Annotated in this window: 16 protein-coding genes; 9 read left to right on the top strand and 7 right to left on the bottom strand. The window is 74.3% G+C overall.

Features of this window, described 5'->3' with window-relative positions; translation table 11 throughout:
* Nucleotides 1-34 precede the first annotated feature (34 nt).
* From SYYSPA8_RS07900 to rsmH, 3 genes are all read right to left on the bottom strand, one after another.
* Entirely contained in the window at nt 35-2002 is a 1968-nt protein-coding gene (locus tag SYYSPA8_RS07900; protein WP_323446238.1) for a peptidoglycan D,D-transpeptidase FtsI family protein, read from the bottom strand.
* 4 nt (nt 2003-2006) lie between these two features.
* Nucleotides 2007-2720, bottom strand: a complete 714-nt coding sequence (locus SYYSPA8_RS07895; RefSeq protein ID WP_407705928.1) for a septum formation initiator family protein — start codon at nt 2718-2720, stop codon at nt 2007-2009.
* Nucleotides 2721-2787: 67 nt separating this feature from the next.
* The gene (gene rsmH, locus SYYSPA8_RS07890) at nt 2788-3744 is read right to left on the bottom strand and encodes a 16S rRNA (cytosine(1402)-N(4))-methyltransferase RsmH (RefSeq protein ID WP_323446237.1); all 957 of its coding nucleotides are present in this window, start codon (nt 3742-3744) and stop codon (nt 2788-2790) included.
* A gap of 353 nt (nt 3745-4097) precedes the next feature.
* Here rsmH and SYYSPA8_RS07885 point away from each other — a divergent pair, with 353 nt between their 5' ends.
* From SYYSPA8_RS07885 to SYYSPA8_RS07870, 4 genes are all read left to right on the top strand, one after another.
* Entirely contained in the window at nt 4098-4640 is a 543-nt protein-coding gene (locus tag SYYSPA8_RS07885; RefSeq protein WP_323446236.1) for a beta-class carbonic anhydrase, read from the top strand.
* A 306-nt stretch (nt 4641-4946) separates the two neighbouring features.
* On the top strand, nt 4947-6011 hold the full coding sequence (locus tag SYYSPA8_RS07880) for an AAA family ATPase (protein ID WP_323446235.1): 1065 nt from the start codon (nt 4947-4949) through the stop codon (nt 6009-6011).
* The gene (locus SYYSPA8_RS07875) at nt 6011-7369 is read left to right on the top strand and encodes a DUF58 domain-containing protein (protein ID WP_323446234.1); all 1359 of its coding nucleotides are present in this window, start codon (nt 6011-6013) and stop codon (nt 7367-7369) included. The genes SYYSPA8_RS07880 and SYYSPA8_RS07875 overlap by 1 nt, the downstream gene beginning before the upstream one ends.
* 76 nt (nt 7370-7445) lie before the next feature.
* On the top strand, nt 7446-9863 hold the full coding sequence (locus SYYSPA8_RS07870) for a transglutaminase TgpA family protein (protein WP_323446233.1): 2418 nt from the start codon (nt 7446-7448) through the stop codon (nt 9861-9863).
* A 1053-nt stretch (nt 9864-10916) separates the two neighbouring features.
* Here the strand turns inward: SYYSPA8_RS07870 and SYYSPA8_RS07865 are convergent.
* The 3 genes from SYYSPA8_RS07865 to SYYSPA8_RS07855 form a co-directional block, all read right to left on the bottom strand.
* Complete coding sequence (locus tag SYYSPA8_RS07865; protein ID WP_323446232.1) at nt 10917-11324, bottom strand: DUF3040 domain-containing protein; 408 nt, start codon at nt 11322-11324, stop codon at nt 10917-10919.
* A gap of 249 nt (nt 11325-11573) precedes the next feature.
* Entirely contained in the window at nt 11574-12356 is a 783-nt protein-coding gene (locus tag SYYSPA8_RS07860; RefSeq protein ID WP_323446231.1) for a methyltransferase, read from the bottom strand.
* Nucleotides 12357-12737: 381 nt separating this feature from the next.
* Entirely contained in the window at nt 12738-13310 is a 573-nt protein-coding gene (locus SYYSPA8_RS07855; RefSeq protein WP_323446230.1) for an SAV_6107 family HEPN domain-containing protein, read from the bottom strand.
* A 157-nt stretch (nt 13311-13467) separates the two neighbouring features.
* Between SYYSPA8_RS07855 and SYYSPA8_RS07850 the strand changes: the two genes are divergently transcribed.
* The 5 genes from SYYSPA8_RS07850 (at nt 13468) to SYYSPA8_RS07830 (ending at nt 19684) form a co-directional block, all read left to right on the top strand.
* Nucleotides 13468-14292 (top strand): ATP-binding cassette domain-containing protein, encoded by an 825-nt coding sequence (locus SYYSPA8_RS07850; RefSeq protein ID WP_323446229.1) that lies wholly within the window; start codon nt 13468-13470, stop codon nt 14290-14292.
* Entirely contained in the window at nt 14264-16330 is a 2067-nt protein-coding gene (locus SYYSPA8_RS07845; RefSeq protein ID WP_323446228.1) for a YhgE/Pip domain-containing protein, read from the top strand. The genes SYYSPA8_RS07850 and SYYSPA8_RS07845 overlap by 29 nt, the downstream gene beginning before the upstream one ends.
* 113 nt (nt 16331-16443) lie before the next feature.
* Complete coding sequence (locus SYYSPA8_RS07840) at nt 16444-17061, top strand: TetR/AcrR family transcriptional regulator (RefSeq protein WP_323446227.1); 618 nt, start codon at nt 16444-16446, stop codon at nt 17059-17061.
* Between the two features lie 455 nt (nt 17062-17516).
* Nucleotides 17517-18128, top strand: coding sequence for a DUF4126 domain-containing protein (locus SYYSPA8_RS07835; protein WP_323446226.1), 612 nt, complete (start codon nt 17517-17519; stop codon nt 18126-18128).
* 59 nt (nt 18129-18187) lie between these two features.
* Entirely contained in the window at nt 18188-19684 is a 1497-nt protein-coding gene (locus tag SYYSPA8_RS07830) for a phytoene desaturase family protein (RefSeq protein ID WP_323446225.1), read from the top strand.
* A 190-nt stretch (nt 19685-19874) separates the two neighbouring features.
* Here SYYSPA8_RS07830 and SYYSPA8_RS07825 read toward each other — a convergent pair whose 3' ends face one another.
* Nucleotides 19875-20765: a hypothetical protein gene (locus SYYSPA8_RS07825; RefSeq protein WP_323446224.1), complete on the bottom strand. Its 891-nt coding sequence runs from the start codon at nt 20763-20765 to the stop codon at nt 19875-19877.
* Nucleotides 20766-20782 lie beyond the last annotated feature (17 nt).

Below are 20782 nucleotides of genomic sequence, written 5' to 3'. Positions count from 1 at the left end.
GCGGTGCCGGGGCACGGGGCCGCCGGGGACGGGCTCATGGGCCGGAGCCGAAGGTGACGGGGAGATCGGGGGCCTTCGCCCCGGTCGGCGGGACCCGGAGGGTCTTCAGCGCGAACCGGGTGACCTCCTGGTGGACCGGGCCGCAGATCTGGCCGCCGAAGTAGCTGCCCTTCGTCGGGTTCTGGATGGCGCAGTACACGGCGATCCGGGGCTCGTCGGCGGGGGCGAAGCCGGCGAAGGACGCGGTGTAGCCCCGGTAGCGGCCCAGCTCGGGGTCGACACGGTCGGCGGTGCCGGTCTTGCCCGCGACCCGGTAGCCGGGGATGCGGGCCTTGACGCCGGTGCCCTCGTCGCTGTCGACGACGGACTGGAGCATGTCGGAGAGGGTGCGCGCGGTCTCCTCGCCCACCACCCGGGTCTTCCTGGGGGCGGGCGCGGCGGTGAACCGGCCGTCAGGTCCCCGGACGCCGCGGACCAGGGTCGGTTCGACGCGTACCCCTCCGTTGGCGATCGTCTGGTAGACGGAGGCCGCCTGGAGCGCGTTGAGCGAGAAGCCCTGGCCGAAGGGGATCGTGTACTGCTGGGAGGTGGACCACTTGCCCGGCGGGGCCAGGATGCCGGGGGTCTCCCCGGGATAGCGCAGGCCGGTGGGGCTGCCGATGCCGAACTTCCGCAGATACGAGTGGAGCACCCGGTTGGCCTCGGCCTGGGTGTCACCCAGCTGACCGGTTGCGAGGATCGTCCCGATATTGCTGGATTTGGCGAGTACGCCGCTGAGGGTCAGGTACCAGGTGGGGTGGTCGATGTCGTCCTTGAAGAGCCGGTCGCCCCGGTGCAGCCGGTTGGGGACGACGACATGGGTGCCGGCGGTCGCGGCCTTCTCCTCCAGGACGGCGGCCAGCGACATCACCTTGGCGGTGGAGCCGGGTTCGTAGACGTCCTGGAGCGCGGGGTTCCCCAGGGCGGTGGCGTCCGCCCGGGAGATGTCGTTCGGGTCAAAGCCGGGCGAGTTGGCCATGGCCAGGATCTCGCCGGTCCGGGTGTCCTGGACGATCACATAGCCGCGGTCGGCCCGGGACTTCGCGACCTGGTCGGTGATGGCGCGCTGGGCGGCCCACTGGATGTCGCGGTCGAGGGTCAGCTCGACATCGGAGCCGGGGACGGCGGGCGTCTCCCGGGTGCCGTCGGCGGTGGGCACCCGGCGGCCGCCGGACTGGGCGTAGGTGATCTCGCCGTCCCGGCCGGCCAGGGTCCGCTCCAGCATGGACTCGATGCCGCCGCCGCCCTTGCCGTCGGCGTTGACGTAGCCGATTATCCCGGCGGCGAGTTCGCCGTTGGGGTAGACGCGCTTGCTGCTGGGCTCGTTGAGGACGCCCGCGAGGACATTGGCGCCGGGGCCGCCCCTGGCCCGGTCGGCACGGGCCTTCTCCGCGAAGACCTTCTTGACGTCCTTGATCTGGTTCCAGACCTGCGGGGTCTGGCGGCGGGCGAGCACCGTGTAGCGGGAATCGGGCGTCCGCAGCTTCTTGGCGAGGTCCCCGGCGTCCTTGCCGAGGATGGGGGCGAGCAGCGCGGCGGCCTGTTCGGGCGCGTTGGGCGACTTGCTCTCCGCGGGCGTGAACAGCTTGGGGTCGGCGGTGATGTCGTACGCGTCGACGCTGGTGGCGAGCGGGGTGCCGGAACGGTCGGTGATCTCGCCGCGCTCGGCCGCGAGCACCACGCTCAGATAGCGCTGCTGCTCGGCCTTGGCGGCGAAGGCGTCGGCGTCGACGGCCTGGACCTGGAGCAGACGGACGACGAACGCCAGCATCACCAGCGTCAGGCCCAGGCTGACCAGGCGCAGCCGGGGGCGGGGGCTGCCGAGCCGGATGGCCTTCGGGGCGGGCGACTTGGTCCGGGGCACGGGACGGGAGGGGGGCCGCCGGGCGGGCGCGGGGACACGGCGGGAGGGGGGACGCGCCGAGGGGCGCGCGGGCCGGGCGGGGTTTTCCTTGGGCGGCACTGCGTCACCTGCCGGTGGGCGTCGGGGACCGGCCGGAAGGGGATCCGGGGGCCGCGGGCGGGGGCACGGCGCCGGATCCGGGGGCCGCGGTGCCGGCGGCGCCCGCGGTGGCTTCCGTGCCGTCCGTACTCTCCGTACTGTCTGCGCTGTCCGCGCCGCCTGTGCTCTGCGCGCTGTCCGTGCTGTCCGTGCCTGTGGCGCCGGGCGGGGGCTGCTGCTGCGGGGCCTGGGGGGCCTGGGGAGCGCCCGCCGGATCCGGCCCGGTGGCGGTGGCGCCCGCGGTGGTCCGCCCGGCGGTCTGCGGCGATGTCCCGGCGGCGGGCGCAGTGGGTGCGGCGGCTCCGGTGGGCCTGGTGGCCGTCTCGGGTTCCCCGTGCACGGTGCCGTCCGGGTCGAGGAAGGCGGGGTTGCCGCCGGGGACCATGCCCAGCTCGCGGGCGCGCCGTTCCAGCGCGTCGGGGGCGAGGAAGCCGTCGACGTCCCGCTGGAGGGCCTGCTGCTCGTCGGTGAGCGAGGTGGTCGTGCGCTTGAGTTCGCTCAGTTCGAAGGAGTCCTCGCTGAGGGCGGAGTTGAGCAGCAGGAGGGCGATCAGGCCGCCGCCGAGGAGGAGGACGACCAGCAGGACGAAGGGGGTACGGGCGGCACCGGCGGAGCCCGCCGGCATCAGCCGGGCGAACCGGCCCGCACGTCCTTTGAGCTGCTGGGCCGCTGGACTCACCCGGTCCTCCCGATCGTCTCCCGGCTCCCCGTGCGCGCCGCCCGCCGGGCGGCGCCCGCCTGGTGGTTCACCGCACGTCCTCCCGGATGCGCATGGCTCCCCTCAGACGCGCCGGGGCGGCCCTGCGGTTCTCGGCGATCTCCTCGTCGGTGGGCAGCTCCGCGCCGCGGGTCAGCAGCTTCAGCCGGGGCTGGAACTCCTCGGGGACGACGGGCAGCCCGGGCGGCGCCGTGTTGGCGGCGCCCGCCGCGAGGACCTGCTTGACCAGGCGGTCCTCCAGCGACTGGTACGAGAGGACCGCGATCCGGCCGTCGACGGCCAGCGCCGCGACCGCCGCCGGGATCGCCCGCTCCAGGACGCTCAGCTCGCCGTTGACCTCGATGCGCAGGGCCTGGAAGGTGCGCTTGGCGGGGTTGCCGCCGGTGCGCTTGGCGGCCTGCGGCAGGGCGTCGCGGATCAGCTCGACCAGCCGGGCGCTGTTGGCGAAGGGCTCCTTCCCGCGCTCGCGGACGATCGCCGAGACGATCCGCTTGGCCTGCTTCTCCTCGCCGTACGCGCGCAGGATCCGCACCAGGTCGCCGGGCGGGTAGCTGTTCAGGACCTCCGCCGCGCTGATGCCGGTGGTCTGGTCCATCCGCATGTCGAGGGGGGCGTCCTGGGCGTAGGCGAAGCCCCGGTCGGCCTCGTCGAGCTGCATGGAGGAGACACCGAGGTCGAAGAGGACGCCCTGGACCCGGGGCAGCCCCAGCCGCTCCAGCACGGCGGGCAGCTCGTCGTAGACCGCGTGGACCAGGGTGGCGCGCTCACCGAAGGGCGCGAGCCGTTCGGCGGAGAGCCGCAGCGCCTCGGTGTCCCGGTCGAGGCCGATGAGCCGGACCTCGGGGAACTGGGTGAGCAGGGCCTCGCTGTGGCCGCCGAGCCCGAGGGTGCAGTCGACGACGACCGCTCCCGGCTCCCGGAGCGCGGGCGCCAGCAGGTCCAGGCACCGCTGGAGCATCACCGGGACGTGTCGGGTATTGCTCACAGAGCCCTCTCAGGTCCGGCGCGGGGCCCGGCCGCCTGCGTGGCCGAGGCCGTGCGTACGCCGCACACGCGGTGCGCACCGCCGCACGCGCGGGGAAGATCGTGGTTGGGGGATACACATGGGGACACGGAAAAGGACGCGTGCCCCATGGGCTCCGCGTCACTCTAGTCCACCGGCCAGTGCGGTCAATCAACCGGCCGACGGCGTGGCGGACGGGGTCATCACCAGGGTGATTCACCCGTACGGGCGATGGACGATCATCCCTGTGGGTTACCTCACAACAACGGACGTTGATGTTCTTTGTGCCGTCTCACAGCAGGCCGCCGGGGCCCGTGCCCACTACCGTCGTCGACATGACGACTTCCGCGCACCACTCCGCCGATGCCCCGAGCACCGGCGGTACGGTCACCGACCGCCTCGTCGAGGCGAACCAGCGCTACGCGGCCGGCTTCGAGGACCCGGGGATGGACGCCCGCCCCGTCCTCGGGGTGGCCGTGGTCGCCTGCATGGACGCCCGACTCGACCTGCACGCCGCGCTCGGCCTGGAACTGGGCGACTGCCACACCATCCGGAACGCGGGCGGCGTCGTCACCGACGACGTGATCCGCTCACTGACCATCAGCCAGCGCGCGCTGGGCACCCGGAGCGTGATCCTCATCCATCACACCGGGTGCGGCCTGGAGGCGCTGACCGAGGACTTCCGGCACGAACTGGAGGACGAGGTGGGGCAGCGGCCGCCGTGGGCGGTGGAGGCGTTCCGCGATGTGGACCAGGACGTACGACAGTCGATGCAGCGGGTCCGGACCTCGCCGTTCCTGCTGCACACCAGCGATGTGCGGGGCTTTGTCTTCGATGTGAAGCAGGGTCTGCTGCGGGAGATCGACCCGGCGGAGTGAGACGGCCGGGGAGGGCGGGGCCGTGGCGCCGCCCTCCCCCGAATCCCCCCGTGGGCCTCCCGAGCCCCCTCCCCCGATCCCTCTCCCCTGCCCCCTCCTCCGATCCCCCTCAAGGGCGACCCGTACGGGATAAATCCGACAAGACGCTCATACTCCCCGTGGTTATCCACAGGCAAGTGACACGGCGCCGTCGGGCCAACAAGAATGCGGGGATACGACGCCCGCTCCGGAACCTCCCGGCGCCGGTGTTCGTGTATTCGGGGTGGGCCGGACCGTCGGCCCGTGCAATGGGCCGAGGAGGGCCGGGTGACGACCTATGACGATCGAGCGAGCCTCACGGATCTGACCACCACCGCGGATCGGGTCCGCAGATCGGTGGAGAGCGTGATCGAGGGCAAGCCGGAGATCGTGCGGCTCTCGCTGACCGTGCTTCTCGCCGAGGGACATCTGCTCATCGAGGACGTGCCCGGGGTCGGCAAGACCATGCTGGCGAAGGCTCTGGCCCGGTCCATCGACTGCTCCGTACAGCGCATCCAGTTCACCCCCGACCTGCTGCCGTCGGACATCACCGGTGTGTCGGTCTTCGACCAGCAGCAGCGCGAATTCGAGTTCAAGCCGGGTGCGATCTTCGCGCAGATCGTCATAGGCGACGAGATCAACCGCGCCTCGCCCAAGACCCAGTCGGCGCTGCTGGAGTCGATGGAGGAGCGCCAGGTCACGGTCGACGGCCGGACCTATGAACTGCCCAGCCCCTTCATGGTGGTCGCCACGCAGAATCCGCTGGAGATGGAGGGCACCTATCCGCTGCCCGAGGCCCAGCGCGACCGCTTCATGGCCCGGGTCTCCATCGGCTACCCCAGCGCCGAGGCCGAGCTCCAGATGCTCGACACGCACGGCGCCCTCTCCCCGCTGGACGACCTCCAGCCCGTGGCCCACGCCCACGACATCCTCAAGCTGATCGACGCCGTGCGCCAGGTCCATGTGGCCGAGCCCGTCCGGCGGTACGCGGTGGAGCTGGTCGCCGCCACCCGCAACCACCCCGACATCAGACTGGGCGCCTCGCCGCGCGCCACCCTGCATCTGCTGCGCGCCGCCAAGGCCACCGCCGCGCTCGCCGGACGCGACTACGCCCTGCCGGACGACGTACGGGCCCTGGTGGTGCAGGTGCTCGCGCACCGGCTGCTGCCCACCGCCCAGGCCCAGCTGAACCGGCGGACGGCGGAGCAGGTGCTGCTGGAGATCCTTCAGCGCACTCCCGTACCCACGGCGGGCGGCGCGGCCGGCCCGCAGGTTCCGCCCGGTCCGCCCCTGCCGTCCGTTCCTCCCGTGCCCCCGGCCGCCGGCCGGCTGCCGGACGCGCGGCGCCTGTGATGGCTGTGCCGCCCGGGCAGGACCCCGCCGACGACCCGGGGGGAGCGGACGGCGGGGACGCCGCCGGGGCGCGGGCCGCGCTGAGCGGGCTCACCACCCGTGGCCGCTCCTTCCTCGCGGCCGGGGTGGCCGCCGCCGTCTGCGCCTACGTCCTCGGGCAGAGCGATCTGCTGCGGGTGGGGCTGCTGCTCTCGGTGCTGCCGCTGGTCGCGGTGGTGGTCCTGCACCGCACCCGCTACCGGGTGTCGGCGAGCCGCCGGCTCTCGCCCCAGCGGGTGCCCGCCGGGTCCGAGGCCCGGGTGCATCTGCGGATGGACAATGTGTCCCGGCTGCCCACCGGGCTGCTGATGCTCCAGGACCACGTGCCCTATGTCCTGGGCCCCCGGCCCCGGTTCGTCCTGGACCGGGTGGAGGCGGGCGGCCGCCGGGAGGTGTCCTACCGGGTCCGCTCGGATCTGCGCGGGCGCTATCCGCTGGGCCCGCTCCAGCTGCGGCTGTCCGACCCGTTCGGCATGTGCGAGCTGACCCGTTCCTTCAGCGCCTTCGACACGCTCACCGTGGTGCCCCGCACCGAGCCGCTGCCGCCGGTGCGGCTGACCGGCGAGTCCCCGGGCCACGGGGAGGGCCGGCAGCGCTCCCTGGCGCTCTCCGGCGACGACGACGTGATCCCGCGCACCTACCGCCACGGTGACGATCTGCGCCGGGTGCACTGGCGCTCCACCGCGCGGTACGGCGAGCTGATGGTGCGGCGCGAGGAGCAGCCCCAGCGGCCCCGCTGCACGGTCCTGCTGGACACCCGGTCCATCGCCTACGCGGGGGTGGGGCCCGGCTCCGCCTTCGAGTGGGCGGTCTCCGGGGCCGCCTCCGTCCTCCTGCACATCCTGGAGCGGGGCTTCTCCGTACGGCTGCTGACGGACACCGGGGCGGCGGTGCCCGCCATCGGCGCCGACGACGCCTCCGGCGCCGACTCGGCGGACCTCGCGGGTCTGCTGCTGGACACCCTCGCGGTCGTCGACCACTCGGCCGGCGAGGGGTTCACGGCGGCGCTGGGCGCGCTGCGCGGCACCGGCGAGGGACTGCTGATCGCGTTCCTGGGCGATCTGGACGAGCGGAGCGCGGCGGAGGTGGCCCGGCTGCGGCCGCGCAACGGCACGGCGGTGGCCCTGGTGCTGGACTCGTCGGACTGGGCCGACGAAAGCGCCCGCGACGGCCTGGTGGCGGCCCGGCTGCGGCAGCTGCGCGAGGCGGGCTGGACGGCGGTGGCGGTGCCGCAGGGCGGCTCGCTGCCGGCTGTGTGGCAGCAGGCCGACGGGCAGCGCTCCGACTCCTTCGGCGCCGCCTTCGGGGCATGGTCATGAACAGCGCGGCCGGAAAGGCTCCGGCGGTGGAGGTCCCGGTCGTGGGGAGCACGGCCGTGGACGGGGGGAGAAGGTCATGAGCGGTCGGGGGCGGCTCGCCCTGAGCGCGTACGCGGCCACGCTGATGGCGGCCTGCGCGCTGCTGCCACTGCTGGAGGGCGTCGGCTGGCTGGTCCAGGCGGCGCTGCTGCTGGCCGCGCAGAGCGGCGCGGGGGCGCTGGCCCGGCGGCTGCCGCTGGCCCGCCCGCTGACGCTGCTCGTGCAGACGCTCACCGGACTGGCGCTGCTGACCTGGTTCTTCGCCCAGGAGCGCGCGCTGTTCGGCGTGCTGCCCGGGCCGGGGACCTTCCAGCACTTCGCCGATCTGCTCACCACGGGCGGCGAGGACATCGGCAAGTTCGCGGTCCCCGCCCCGATGACCGACGGCATCACGCTGATGGTGGTCGGCGGCGTCCTGGTGATCGGCCTGCTGGTGGACGCGATCGCGGTCACCTTCCGCAGCGCGGCCCCGGCCGGGCTGCCGCTGCTCGCGCTCTACTCGATCGCCGCCGGTCTCTCCGGCGGCGACGCCAGCTGGCTCTGGTTCCTCCTCGCCGCCTCCGGCTATCTGCTGCTCCTGCTGGCCGAGGGCCGGGAACGGCTCTCCCGGTGGGGCCGGATCTTCACCGCGCCCGACCCGCGCGCCCGCGGGCCGAAGGCGTTCGAACCGGGCGGCCGGGCCCCGGGAGCGCCCCTGCGCACCGGGCGGCGCATCGGGGTGGTGGCGCTCGGCGTCGCGCTGGCGGTGCCCGCCGCGCTGCCCGCGATGGACGGCGGGCTGCTCTCCGGCGTGGGCACCGGGGGCGGCGGCGGGGGCAACAGCGGGAGCGGCACCATATCGGCGGTGAATCCGCTGGTCTCCCTCCAGGACAGCCTGAACCAGCCGACCAACCGCGAAGTGCTGCGCTACATCACCGACGCCGGGGACACCGAGGGCCTCTATCTGCGGATCGTCGCCCTGGACAAGTTCGACGGGGCGAGCTGGCGGTCGTCGGAGCGCGACGTCGTGGACGTACCGGACCGGCTGCCGCAGCCCGAGGGCCTGGACCCGCTGGTGGACACGGAGGAAGTGCGCACCAACATCTCGGCCGCCGACTACTACCAGCAGAACTGGCTGCCGATGCCGTATCCGGCGACCCGGGTGTCCGTCACGGGACGGTGGCGGTTCGAGCCGGACGGCCGGACCGTCGTCGGCGACGACGGCCAGGACACCGGCGGCACGCAGTACAACATCACCAGTCTGCTGGTGAACCCGACGGCCCGGCAGCTCGCCGAGGCGCCGCCCCCGCCGGACGCGCTGCGGCGCGAGTACACCCGGGTCCCCGAGAACCTGCCCGACGTCGTCGGGGAGACGGCCCGCCGGATCACCCGGGGCGCGAGCAACGACCACCAGCGCGCGGTGATGCTCCAGAACTGGTTCTCCCGCGACGGCGGCTTCGTCTACGACACCCAGGTGCAGTCCGGCACCGGGGTCAACGCGATCACCCGCTTCCTGGAGCAGAAGGAGGGCTTCTGCGTCCACTTCTCCTTCTCCATGGCGGCGATGGCCCGGACCCTGGGCATACCGGCGCGGGTGGCCATCGGCTTCACCCCGGGCACCCTGCGCGGGGACGGCAGCATGTCGGTGGGCCAGCGGGACGCGCACGCCTGGCCCGAGCTGTACTTCGAGGGCGTGGGCTGGACCCGCTTCGAGCCGACCCCGAGCCGGGGCAGCCAGCCGCCCTACACGCTGGAGGACACCGCGAGCGACGGCCCCAGCAGCCCGCCGTCGCCCACCCAGAGCGCCTCCGAATCCCCGGTGACGGGGCCGACGGCGTCCGACAGCTGCGCGCCGGAGCTGCGGCGGCTCAACGAGTGCGGGCCCGCCGCCCCCGTGGACACCGCCGTGTCGGACGGCTCGGGCGGCTCCCTGGGGTCGGTGCTGCTGATCGCGCTGGGAGCGGTGGCCGCGGTGGTCCTGCCCCTGACACCCCTGCTGATACGGGTGCGGACCACCGGGCGGCGGCTGCGGCCGAGAGGTCCCGGCACGGCGGACGCCGGGGCCGGCACCCTGGCGGCCTGGGCGGAGGTCGTGGACACGGCCTGGGACCACGGCATTCCGCCGGACGACTCCCTGACCCCGCGCGGGACGGCCGGGCGCACCGTCCTGCTCGGCCGGCTGGAGGGCCCGGCGGCCGAGGCCGTGCACCGGGTCGCCTCCGCCGTCGAACAGGTGCTGTACTCGCCCCGGCCGGGCCCCGGCACGGAGCCCGGTGACATCCGGCTGATCCGCGACGGTCTGCGTGCCTCGGCGGGCCGGGGCGCGCGACTGCGGGCCCTGCTGCTGCCGCGCTCGACCGTCCGGGTGGTGTGGGCCGCGTCGGCGTCCTGGTCCTCCTTCCTGGACCGCTGGACCCTTCGCCGGCAGGCATGGCTCTCGGCCCTGCTCCGCCGCCCCTCCCGCCAGCGGGGCTGACGCGACCGGCTCCGGCCCGTCGCCCCGGGCCGGGGCGGCGGGCCGTCGGCGGGGCAGCCCCGGCCGTGCCACGCTCCAGGGCGGCCGAAAACAGCCTCCAGGACCGCCCCGTCCGCCTCCCGGGCCCCGGGTACCCCACGGGAGCCGCAGGCCCCCAGGAGCCTCCCTGCCCCCGTGGCGGTGCCGCTCCCTCCCGGCCCGGGCTGCGACTGCGTACACGAGCGCGGCGACCGGGTGCGACGGTGAAGCACCGGCTCCTTCAGGGACCACCCGTTTCCCCTCCCCGCGCTCCGGGTTACTCCCGCCCGACCGGGCAGCACCGCCCGGCCCCATCCGTATCGGCTCCCCGGGCCTGAGGGGGTGTGGGAGAAGTCCCGCGGGGCCCGGGAAGGCCGGGCGACCCCAGGGACGGCCCCACCTGCCCCTGACCAGGGCCGGGTCCTGGCGCCGCCCCTGGTCAGGGGCTGTGCACCGGCTACCTCCCGGCGGCACAGCCCCCGGGAGGCAGGCGCACCCGCACGGGACAGCGCCCACTGGGGGCGCCCACCGTCCTTCACCCGGTGAACAAGCCCCGGAGGGGGACCGACGGGCCCCCTCCACGAGACCCGCCCACCGGCGACCTGGAAGAACCAGCAGGCCGCAGCGCCGATCAGGGGGTATCGAGCGGCCATCACCCGGATGCCGGGGCCGGGGCCGACCGGAGGGGGTCTCCAGGGACGAGGACACGCGCCCGGCCTTCTCCCGGCTGGGCAGAGGGGTCCGTCAGCGGATCCGCTACCGGAGAGAGGCGGCGCGATGGTGGCGGGGGGTTTCGGGAGCGAGTGCGGCCCCCTGGGCACGGCGGAGCACGGCTCCGGCGGTCCGGCGACATCGCTGTTCAGGACGGGTGCGGCGGCGGACGGCGGGGTGTCACCCCATGGTCACCGGGGCGGCCGGGGAACATCCCGGGGGGAAAACCGAAGCGCCCGGCGGCGGGTGCGTCCGGGACGGACATGCCCGCACCCGCCGGGCGCGAAGTTCAGGGAAATGCGAAGGTCAGGGGCGAGAGTGCGCTCAGTGGCCCTGTTCGTCGCGGCGGCGCTGCCACCGCTGCTCGATCCGGTCCATGACCGACCGGCGCTGGCGCGACTGCCGTGCCTGTGGCCGGCCGCCGACCGCCGGGTCGCCCTGGGTCTGCTGCTCACCCGGCTTGGGCGCCTTGCGCCAGCCGGTGACCGCGAGGACCGCACAGCCCAGCATGACCAGGAAGCCCACGACGCTGACCCAGACCAGCTGTGAGACCATTCCGGCCATCAGGAGCGCGATACCCACCAGGAAGCCGGCAACCGCTTGGTAGACCCGTCGCCGGGTGTACGTACGCAGCCCGCTTCCCTCAAGCGCTGTCGCGAATTTGGGATCTTCGGCGTACAGCGCTCGCTCCATCTGCTCAAGCATTCGCTGCTCGTGCTCCGAGAGCGGCACGGAGTCCTCCTAGTCGTCGGCCGCGGAGGCGACCGTATGCGGCCCTTTCAGGATAGGCAGGGAATCGCCCCCGTGAAACCCGCCCTCTACGCCAGTTTCGCCACTCCCGGCCGCCACGGCGGCTTGGTTGCTGAGGCGTAGATTCCCCAACCTCCGATCCGTCATGCCGGATGCTGTCCCTCGATCATACGGGGCGAAGGAGCCGACCGGGCGGTCTGTGGCCTACTCCATCCGCTGCTGCGTCGCTGATCAGCGGTGCTTGACGCCGAGGACGTGCAGCTGGGTGGCGACCGAGTGGAAGGCGGGCAGCTCGGCGACGGCCGCCTCCAGGCGGAGGAGGGCGTCCAGCGCGCCCGGCTCGGTGTCCACCAGCGCGCCGGGCACCAGATCCGCGAAGACCCGGACACCGTGGACGGCGCCGACATCCACCCCCGCGTCCGAGGCGAGCCCGGTGAGCTGCTCGGCCGTGAAACGGCGGGGCACCGGGTCGGCGTCGCCCCAGCGGCCGGCCGGGTCGGCGAGGGCCTGGCGGGCCTCGGTGAAGTGACCGGCGAGGGCCCGCGCGAGCACGGCGCCGCCGAGGCCGGCCGCGAGCAGGCTGAGGACGCCGGTGGGCCGCAGCGCCGCCACCACGTTCCGCAGGCCCTCGGCGGGGTCGTCCACGTACTCCAGGACGCCGTGGCAGAGCACCGCGTCAAAGCCGTCGCGCTCGACCACGTCGAAGAGGCCGTGGACATCGCCCTGCACGCCCCGGACCCGGTCGGCGACCGACGCCTCGGCGGCCCGGCGCTCCAGCGCGAAGAGCGCGTTGGGGCTGGGGTCGACGACGGTCACCCGGTGACCGAGCTGGGCGACGGGCACCGCGAAGGAGCCGCTGCCGCCGCCGGTGTCGAGGATGTCCAGGGTCTCGCCACCGGTCGCCTCGGCCCGGCGGTCGAGGGCGTCCCGCAGGACCTCCCAGACCACGGAGGTGCGCAGGGAGGCGCGGGGCGGGCGCGGCGGGGTGGCCCCGCGGGGGGACGGGTCCGGCACGGCGGTTGACTCCTCGGGCGAGCCGCCCCGGGCCGCGCGGGCGCGAACGGGGCGGAGGTGGGCGGCGGCCGGGCGACTGCGCCCCCGGGCCACCGGCGGGCGGCACCCACCCTATTGCCTCCACCGGCGAACCTCTCGCTCCCGCTCCCCGCTCCCACCAGCGGCCCCGCGCCCGCGGCACCCTCCGCCCCACACCGGACCGGGGCCTCCCGCCCGCCCCCGCACTCGCGCCTGCCCCAGCGGCCGGGCGGCGGCGCTCCCGGCGAAACCCGTGCGGCAACTCCGGCCTCCGCCGGGCGGGCCCGGAGAGAACCCATGTGCCGCTCCCGACAGGCCCGCGGGCCGGCCCGGCGGTGGGGTGCCCCGGGCCGGCCGGGGCGGTCACACGGCGTCCTCCGGTTCGCGGCGGGCCTCGCGGGGGCGGGGCAGCTCGGGCCCGGGGAGCAGCATGCGCTCCACCAGGCGGAGGAACATCGCCACGTCCCGCAGCAGGTCCCCCGCGTCGCGGCCGGTGGCCGCGCCGGCTATGCCGGCCTGGGCCCGGGCCCGGCGCTGGGCGCCGGCGGCGAAGTGGGCGCTCCACTCGTCCAGTTCGGGTGCGCTCTCGGGCAGCAGCTCCCAGACGCTGCGGATGGCGGCGCGGCGCCCCCGGCGGGCCGGTGCCGGGCCGGCCCGCCGGGGAGTGGTGGGGGCGTCGGGATATCCCCGGGCGGCGAGCACGGCGGCGGCCGTGCGGATGGCGGCGAGATGGGCGGTGGCGTACCGCTCGTTGGGCGTGGACAGACCGGCCGCCTCGTCGAGCCCCGCGCGGGCCTGGGCGAGCAGGTCGAGGGCGGCGGGCGGGGCCGAGGCGCGGCCCTGGACGGGGTGGACGTCGCTCGCGGGGCCGTTCAGTGAGGGGACAGGGCCGGGGGCACGGCGCCGGTGTGCGGCCGCCGTGTTCTTGCTGGCCATGACGAACCTCCTGTCGTCGTGTGACGGCACTGTGGCCGTATGTGTCCATCTTGGGGCCCACCACTGACAATCGGCTCTGACCTGCGGTTTTGCCACAACGCCCCACCCGTCGCTACCTTTTGCACTGACTGGTCAGTACAAAAACGCGGAGGGGTACGTGGACAGCCCGCACGGGGCGGCCGTCATCGCCGGGGGATTCGGGCTCAAGGGCCCCCGCGGCTGGGCGTTCCGCTCCATCGACATCGACGCCGCGCCCGGCTCGCTCATCACCATCGAGGGCGCTTCCGGCTCCGGCCGCACCTGCCTCCTGCTCGCCCTCACCGGCCGGATGAAGCCCACCGAGGGGCGCTGCGAGGTCGGCGGGCTGCCGCTGCCGCGCAGGATGGCCGCCGTACGGAAGTTCAGCGCGCTCGGCCCCGTCCCCTCCGTCAGCGAGCTGGACCCGGCCCTGACCGTCGCCGAGCACCTGCGGGAACGCGCGCTGCTCCAGCGCCGGTTCGGGGACACCCTGCGCGCTCTGCTGCACCCCCGCACCGCCCGGGCCGAGGCCGCCGCACGGGTCCAGGAGGCCCTTCGGGCGGCCGGGCTCGACCTCGCCGCGCTGCCGAAGGGGGACCGCACCCCGGTGCGCGCACTGGAGCGGATGGAAGCCCTCCGGCTCTCCCTCGCCCTCGCCCTCATCGGCCGGCCCCGGCTGCTCGCCGTCGACGACACCGATCTGAAGCTCTCCGACACCGAACGGGCCGAGGCCTGGCGGCTGCTGCGCGCACTCGCCGACGCGGGCACCACCGTCCTGGCCGTGTGCAGCCAGGCACCCGAGGGCGCCGTCGTCGTCCGCACCCAGGCCCCCGGGCACATCACGGCGACCGACCCGGGCACCCCGGGCGCAGCCGCCGGGGAAACCGAACCCGCCGAACCGACCGGCACCGCCGACCACGAGGGGAAGAAGGCCGATGCGTTCGCCGAGACTGGCCGCTCTTGAGCTGAAGCGATTCGGCAGGGGCCGCCTCCCCCGCGCCGCCGTCGTCGCGATCGTGCTGCTGCCCCTGCTGTACGGGGCGCTGTACCTGTGGTCGTTCTGGGACCCGTACGGCCGGCTGGACCGCATCCCCGTCGCCCTCGTCAACGCCGACAAGGGCGCCACCGCCGACGGCGAGAAGGTCAGGGCCGGCGACGAGATCGCCAAGAGCCTGCGCGACAGCGATGTCTTCGACTGGCACGAGGTGAGCGCGGCCACGGCGCGCGAGGGCGTCGAGGACGGCTCGTACTACCTCTCGCTCACCATGCCCGCCGACTTCAGCGAGCGCGTCTCCTCCGGCGCGGGCGCCTCCCCGGAGACGGGCGCGCTCCAGGTGCGGACCAACGACGCCAACAACTACATCGTCGGCCAGATGTCCCGTACGGTCTTCGCCGAGGTGCGCACGGCCGCGTCCACCAAGGCGTCCCGTTCCTTCCTGGACCGGATCTTCATCTCGTTCGCCGACATCCACGAGGCCACGGAGAAGGCGGCCAGGGGCGCCGACGACCTCAAGGGCGGCATCGGCCAGGCCAAGGAGGGTTCCAGGGACCTCGCCGACGGGCTGAGGAACGCGAAGGACAGCACCGGCAGGCTCACCGGCGGGCTGACCCGGCTCACCGACGCGGCCGGCGCCGTGGAGAGCGGCGCCCGCCACGTCGCGGACGGCACCCAGTACGCCGTCGACCGCGTCAACAGGATCAACGAGCGGATCGACCCCTACCTCCAGGAGTACGGCAAGCCCGCGGGCGACCTCTCACAGGCCCTCCGCGACCGGCTGGACGGCCAGGCCGCGTCCGCCCCCGCCGCGGCGGCGAAGGCCCAGGAGGCCGCCGCCGAGCTGACCCGGACGCACACGGAACGCTGCGCCCCCGGGGCCGCGGAGCCGGACCCCGTCTGCCCCGCGCTGGAGCGGGCCAGGACCGCCCTGGACGGCGCCGCCCAGGCCGCCACCGAGGCCGGTGCGGCGGCCAAGGAGAACGCCGCGAGCCTCGACGGGATCGACAGCCGTCTCACCGAGGCCGCGGAGACCGCGCGGAACCTCGCCGCGCAGGCGCCCGCCCTGCGGAAGGACCTGAAGGCCGCCGTCGAGCGGATGAACGCCCTCAACACCGGGGCGCGGCAGGTCGCCCAGGGCGCGGCCGGTGTCCACACCGGCCTGGCCGACGCGAAGTCGGGCTCCACGGAGATCGACAGCGGTGTCGCCCGGCTCAAGAAGGGCGCGGGCGACCTGGACGGCGGCCTGTTCAAGCTGGCCGACGGGTCGGCGGACCTCGCGGGCGGGCTGCACGACGGCGCGGCGAAGATCCCCGACTACGACGAGAAGGACCGCGACCGGCGCACGGAGGTCATGGCCGACCCGGTGCAGCTGGCCAGCAAGACCCTCAACAAGGCCGCCAACTACGGCACCGGTTTCGCCCCGTACTTCATCCCGCTCTCCCTCTGGGTCGGCGCGATGGTCGCGTACATGATCATCCAGCCGATGAACCGGCGGGCACTCGCGGCCGGCGCCTCGGCCTGGCGGATCGCGCTCGCGGGCTGGCTGCCGGTGCTGGCCATCGGCCTGGTGCAGGTCGGCGCTCTGATGGCGGTGCTGCGCTGGTCGCTGGGGCTGCACGTGGAACACGCCGCCGCCACGGTGGCCTTCCTCGCCCTGACCATCGGCTGCTTCGCCGCGATCGTCCAGTGGCTGAACGCCCGCTTCGGCGCGGCGGGACGGATCCTCGTCCTGGCGGTGCTGATGCTCCAGCTGACCTCGGCCGGCGGCACCTACCCGGTCCAGACCAGTCCGGGCTTCTTCAACGCGATCCATCCCTTCCTGCCCATGACCTACGTGGTGGAGGCGCTGCGCAGGCTGATCACGGGCGGCGGGCTCGACCCGGTGTGGCAGGCGAGCGCGGTCCTGGTCGCCTTCACCGCCGGAGCGCTGGCCCTCACCGCGCTCACCGCCCGGCGCAAGCAGGTGTGGACCTTCGACCGGCTCCATCCCGAACTGAGCCTGTGATCCGGTGGCCCCGGGCCGTGCGCCCGGGGCCACCCGTTCCGTTCCGTGCATGAGCCCCGCCCATGGGCCGAACGAGGCCCGGCAAACCCCCGAGACCTGTGAGAATCGACACCATGGACGTGACGGACAGCAGCAGCACCAGACGCCGGGCCACCCGGGCGAAGCTCTACGAGGCCGCGGTGACGCTCATCGCCGAGCAGGGCTTCTCCGCGACCACGGTGGACGAGATCGCCGAGCGCGCCGGTGTCGCCAAGGGCACGGTCTACTACAACTTCAAGAGCAAGACCGAACTCTTTGAGGAGCTGCTGCGGTACGGGGTCGGCCTGCTGACCGCGTCGCTCCAGAACGCCGCCGACGAGACCGCCCGCCGCGGCGGTACGAAGGTCGCGGCCCTGGACGCGATGATCAGGGCCGGTCTGGTCTTCATCGACACCTACCCGGCCTTCACCCAGCTGTTCGTCGCCGAGCTGTGGCGGACCAACCGGGCCTGGCAGTCGACCCTCATGGGGGTCCGTCAGCAGGCGGTCGCGGTGGTCGAGACGGTGTTGCGAGAGGCCGTCGAGAACGAGGAACTGAGCGAGGAGATCGATATCTCGCTCACGGCGGCGGCGCTGGTGGGCATGGTGCTCGTGGCGGCGCTGGACTGGCAGTCGTTCCAGCGCGAACGGTCCCTGGACGATGTGCACGCCGCGCTGTCGCGGCTGCTGCACGGCCGGGTGAGCGGCCGCTGACGACGGGACGCCAGGCCCCGGGACCACACACCGCCACGGCGTGCGTCCGGGGACCGGGGACCGACTACGAAAAAGTGCCGGTCCGGCATGACTCGATCCCCCCGAGTCGTGACCGGACCGGCACCTTCCGTTCCCCCGTGTTCCCCCGTACGGTCGTTCCCCCTGTTTTCTCTGTTCCCCCGATTTTCCCCCGATTTTCCCCCGATATCCGGGGTCTCCCGGATCTCCCGGTACTCCCCGGCCCTTCCCCCGTGTCACCTCCGGGGAGCCGCGCCGTCTCCGCCACCCCGTGTCGGCGGTCCCGGCGCCGCGGCCCTTTCGGTGGAGTCCACTTTCCCCTCCGGACGGCCCTGTTCCCATCCGTCCCCGTACTCATCTCGCCGCCTGGGTACCCGTACTCAGACCTGAGCGTGTGCACCCGCCGCAGGCCGGTCCCGCTGGCTACGATCGCGTCCGTGTCCGTCCTCCCCCTCGTCTTCACCAGCGGCTGGGCCAGCGGAATCAACGCGTACGCCGCCGTGCTGCTGCTCGGTGTCTTCGGTCGGACCGGGCTCTCCGACGAAGTGCCGCAGGCCCTCCAGCGCACCGATGTGATGATCACCGCCGGGGTGCTCTTCCTCTGCGAGGCGGTCGCGGACAAGATTCCGTACGTGGATTCGGCCTGGGACGCGGTCCATACGGTGATCCGGCCCGTCACGGGCGCCGTCGTGGCCGCTCTGCTGGCCGGGGAGTCCGGTTCGCTGCCGGAACTCGCCGCCGGTGCCGTGGGCGGTACGACCGCGCTGACCAGCCATCTCGTCAAGGCCGGGACCCGGATGGCCGTCAACACCTCACCGGAGCCCTTCAGCAACATCGGGGTGAGCACCGCCGAGGACCTGGGGGTCGCCGGGGTGCTCACCTTCGCCATGTTCCACCCGGTGGCGGCGGCGGGCGTCGCCGGTGTGCTGCTGGTGCTGGGCGTGGTCGCGGTGGCGCTGCTCGCGGCGCGGATCCGGCGGTATCTGCGCCGCAGGGCCCAGCTCCGCGAGGAGAGGCGGATCGCGTCGACGGGCGGGCCGCCCGGCTGAGACCGGCCCGGCACCCCGCCCTGGGGTGACTGTCAGTGGCGGTCGCTAGAGTCTTCGGCATGGCACGGATTGCGGTGATCGGCGCCGGGATGGGCGCGATGGCGACCGCCGCCCGGCTGGCCGTGGCAGGCCACCGGGTGGCGGTGTACGAGCGCGCGGCGACATACGGCGGCGCGGTGGGCTCCTTCGAGCGCGCCGGTTTCGTCTTCGACACGGGCCCGGGGCTGGTGCATCTGCCCGCCGTCTGGCGGGATCTGTTCCTCAAGACCGGGCGCGAGCCGCTGGAGAAGTGCGTCGGCCTGGTCCAGGTCGACCCGGCGAGCAGCCATCTCTTCGCCGACGGCACCCGGGTCACCCTCCCCAATGCCTCCCGGGCGGGGATCGTCTCCGCGCTGGACGCGGCGCTCGGCGGGGGCGCGGGCGAGCGCTGGGGGGACTTCCTGGGCCGCGCCCGCGACGCCTGGGACCGCTCCCGCCGGCCGCTCCTGGAGGAGCCGCTCCGGCCCGACCGGCAGCTGCTGGAGCGCGACCCCTACCCCGCCCTCCGGCAGCGCCGTCTGCTGCGCACCCGGCAGGCGTCCACGGTGGCCGAGGTCGGCGCCCGGGAGCTGGCCGACCCCCGGCTCGCCGCCCTCCTCGACGGCTGTGTCCTGGGGTACGGGCTCGATCCCCGGCACGCCCCGGCGGGCGCGTCGCTGCTGCCGTACATGGAGCAGACGTTCGGCAGCTGGTATGTGACGGGCGGGCTGCGCGAGCTGGCCCGCGCGGTGTACGAGCGGTGCGTGGCCCGCCGGGTGGAGTTCGTCTTCGGCGCCGAGGTCGTCTCGGTCGTGGAGAAGGACGGCCGGGCGGCGGGCGTGGAGCTGGCCGGCGGCGAGGTCGTGCCCGCCGATCATGTGGTGGCCTGCACGGGAGCGGTGCCGCCGGCGGGCCGCGAGCTGTGGGCCGCGGGGGATGTACGGCCCCGGGCGGAGGCCGCCGGGGGGCTTCCGGGCCGGTTCACGGTGCTGCTGGCGCTGCGGGGCGCGCGCCCTCGGTCGGCGGCGCACCGCACGGTGGTCCACTCCCCCGACACCGGGGCCGAGGCGGAGGCCGTCTTCGGCGGCCGGCTCGCCGACCGGCCCACGGTCACCGTGTCCCGGCCGGACGATCCGGCCGGCCGGCCCGACGGGGACCACGAGGCCGTGACCCTCTCGGCGACGGTCGCGGGCCCGTCCGGCGGGGTCGACTGGAGCGACGGCGCCCTGCGGGAGCGGTACGCGGAGACGCTGGTGGACGCGGCGGCGCGGGCGCTGGGCGAGAGCCCCGGCGCGCTGCGGGAGCGGCTGCTGTGGCGGGAGGTCCTGACCCCCGCCGAGACCGGGTCGACCCCGGCCCCCGCCCTCGCCGGACCGGGCGGCCGCCATCTCCACCCGGCGAACACGACCCGCCTGCCGGGCCTGTATCTGGCCGGCGGCCACGCCCACCCCGGGGGCGGTCTCGCCCACGCCGGAATGTCGGGCGCCCTGGTCGCGGGCCTGATCGTGGAAGGGGCGGACTTCCGGGGCTCCCAGTGAGCCGAGGCCCCGGCTTGCCCGGCCCCGTGCGGATGCGCCGAGTGCCGTACCGGGCGTTCGCCTCCGCCCCGAGAACGCTGCCCTCCGTGCGAGTGAGCCGACCACCGGTACGCCGACAACGATGCCCGGAGCGCGATCGACCGTCGGCACTCGCACCGGCGCCCCGGAGGCGAACCGGGCCCGCGAAAAACTAATACTGCGGGTAGCGCTGCTCGTTGGGGCCCTGGTCGTAGTCGAACGGGTGGTCCACCGGCGGCTGCGGGAGGTCCGCGTCGCGCTGCTGGGGGACCCAGACTCCGCCGGGGGGTGTGTCGGTCAGGTAGGACGGGGCCGACGGGTGCGGGGGCTGCTGGGGGTAGTACGGGTCGGGTTCGTACGGCTGGGGGTTGCCGAAGCTGTCGACGGGGTCGTACGTGCCGGTCTGGAAGGGGCGGCCGTCGCCGTAGGGGTCGGCGTACGCGGGGAACTGCTGGGTCTCCGCCGGGACTCCGGGCATGTCGGGCATGTCGTACGGCGGGGTGGGCATGCCGTCCGGGCCGCCCGGGTGGGACGGGCCGTTCGCGTACGGGTCGTAGGGCGGGAAGTCGTCGTCCTGGCGGGGGTGGTGGTCGCCCGGTCCGGCGGCGGGGTCGTCGAAGCCGCCGGTGTAGACGCCGTAGCCGTTGGTGTCGTCCGGCATCGGCTGCGGCTGGTAGACGGGGTCGACGCCGGTCCCGTCCGGGCCGGCGGGTGTCTCCTCCAGGCCGGAGACCTGGAGGGCGGGGCCGCGCGGGCCGTCGGTCTGCGCGGCCTCCTCCCGGCCCCTGCGGCGCCGGCTGGCGCCGGGGCGGCCGCCGATGGCCCAGCCGGTGGAGTAACCCTTCCGGAAGGAGAGGGTCACGAAGGTCTGTCCCGCCGCGAAGGCGATCGCGCCGAGCCCGATCACGACCACGGAGGACATCAGCACCCCGGCGACCACGCCGAGGAATCCGCAGAAGGCGAGCAGCCGCCAGCGCAGCCGTGCCTTGTACTGCAACAGCACTTCGCCGAGCAGCCACAGCGCGACGACGCCGAACGCGATGTAGAGGACCGTCCAGCCCATGCCCGCCCCTCTCCTGC

The organism is Streptomyces yaizuensis (genome assembly GCF_034961445.1).
GTDB lineage: Bacteria > Actinomycetota > Actinomycetes > Streptomycetales > Streptomycetaceae > Streptomyces > Streptomyces yaizuensis.
Note: the sequence above shows the minus strand (reverse complement) of the source record. Positions and strands in the feature narration are given on the sequence as shown.